Raw genomic sequence first — 993 nt, 5'->3', positions numbered from 1 at the left:
GGCGCGGCCTGGTTCGCGCGCTCCGAGGAGAGGTGATGGCCGTGGCACGACTCTCCGACCCGACGCCACGCATGACTCTCCCGCGGGCCCTGCTCTCCGAGGCCCTGCGCCTGGCGCGCTCCCCGCTCACGGCGGTGCACCTCGTCTGCGGCTTGGCAGCCGGTCTTGCCTGCGGCGAGTACTTCTCCATAACCCGATGGGACCCGGCGCTGGGCGCGGACGCCTACGCCCAGTTCCTCGGCGCCCTCATGCCGCTCATGTCCGCCATCGTCTGCGGGCTCGCCGTGGACGAGGAGCGCGCTGCCGGGCGCCTCGCCAACCTCACGGCGGTCCCCTCGCGCGGGCGCGCCGTCGCGGCGAAGCTGCTCGCCCTTGCGGCGCTCGGCGCGGGCGCGCTGGCCGTGGCGCTCGGCGTGTTCGGGGCCGTGCTCGCCGTCGCCGGGCGCCTGCCGCTCGGGCCCGCTCCGCTTGCGGCCGCCTGGGCGGGCATCGTGCTGGGCAGCCTGCCCCTCTACGCGCTGGGGCTCGGCGTGGCCCTGCGCCTCGGCCGCAACGCCGCCATCGGCGCCGGCGTGGCGGGGATGCTCCTCGCGTTCTTCTCGGTGGGCGGACTTGCGCACGGTCTCATGACCGGCGAGCTCACCGGTGCCCTGGCGACGCCCCTGAGCTGGGTGCCGCTCGCCTGGCCCGCGCGTCTGGGGTCGCTCGGGGTGGAGGCCTTCATCGACGCCGTACGCGCGGCGGGCCCACTCCTCACGACTGCGCTCGCTGGCCTCGTGCTCACCCTGGCAGCCGCCGCCGTCCTTCTCGCCTGGTTCTGCCGCTTCGAGGACGGGAGGGCAGATGCATAGGAAGCTGCTCGCCGCCGTGCTCGTCCCCCTCTCCGCAGCGTTTGTCCTGGGCGGGAATGCCCTGCTCGACGCCGGCTGGGGTTCGGCGCTGCGCTCGATCGCCGACTGCGTGCTGCCCAACCCTGAGATCGTCATGTTGGCA

General features: G+C 74.6%; 1 protein-coding gene. It reads left to right on the top strand.

Going from position 1 to position 993, the window contains the following annotated elements; all coding sequences use genetic code 11:
* On the top strand, positions 1-851 hold an 851-nt coding region (locus GPK42_RS09805), incomplete at its 5' end, for an ABC-2 family transporter permease (RefSeq protein WP_338404358.1).
* Between the last annotated feature and the right edge of the window lie 142 nt (positions 852-993).

The sequence above is a fragment of the Collinsella aerofaciens genome (assembly GCF_018785265.1).
GTDB classification, from domain to species: domain Bacteria; phylum Actinomycetota; class Coriobacteriia; order Coriobacteriales; family Coriobacteriaceae; genus Collinsella; species Collinsella aerofaciens_AI.
Note: the sequence above shows the minus strand (reverse complement) of the source record. Positions and strands in the feature narration are given on the sequence as shown.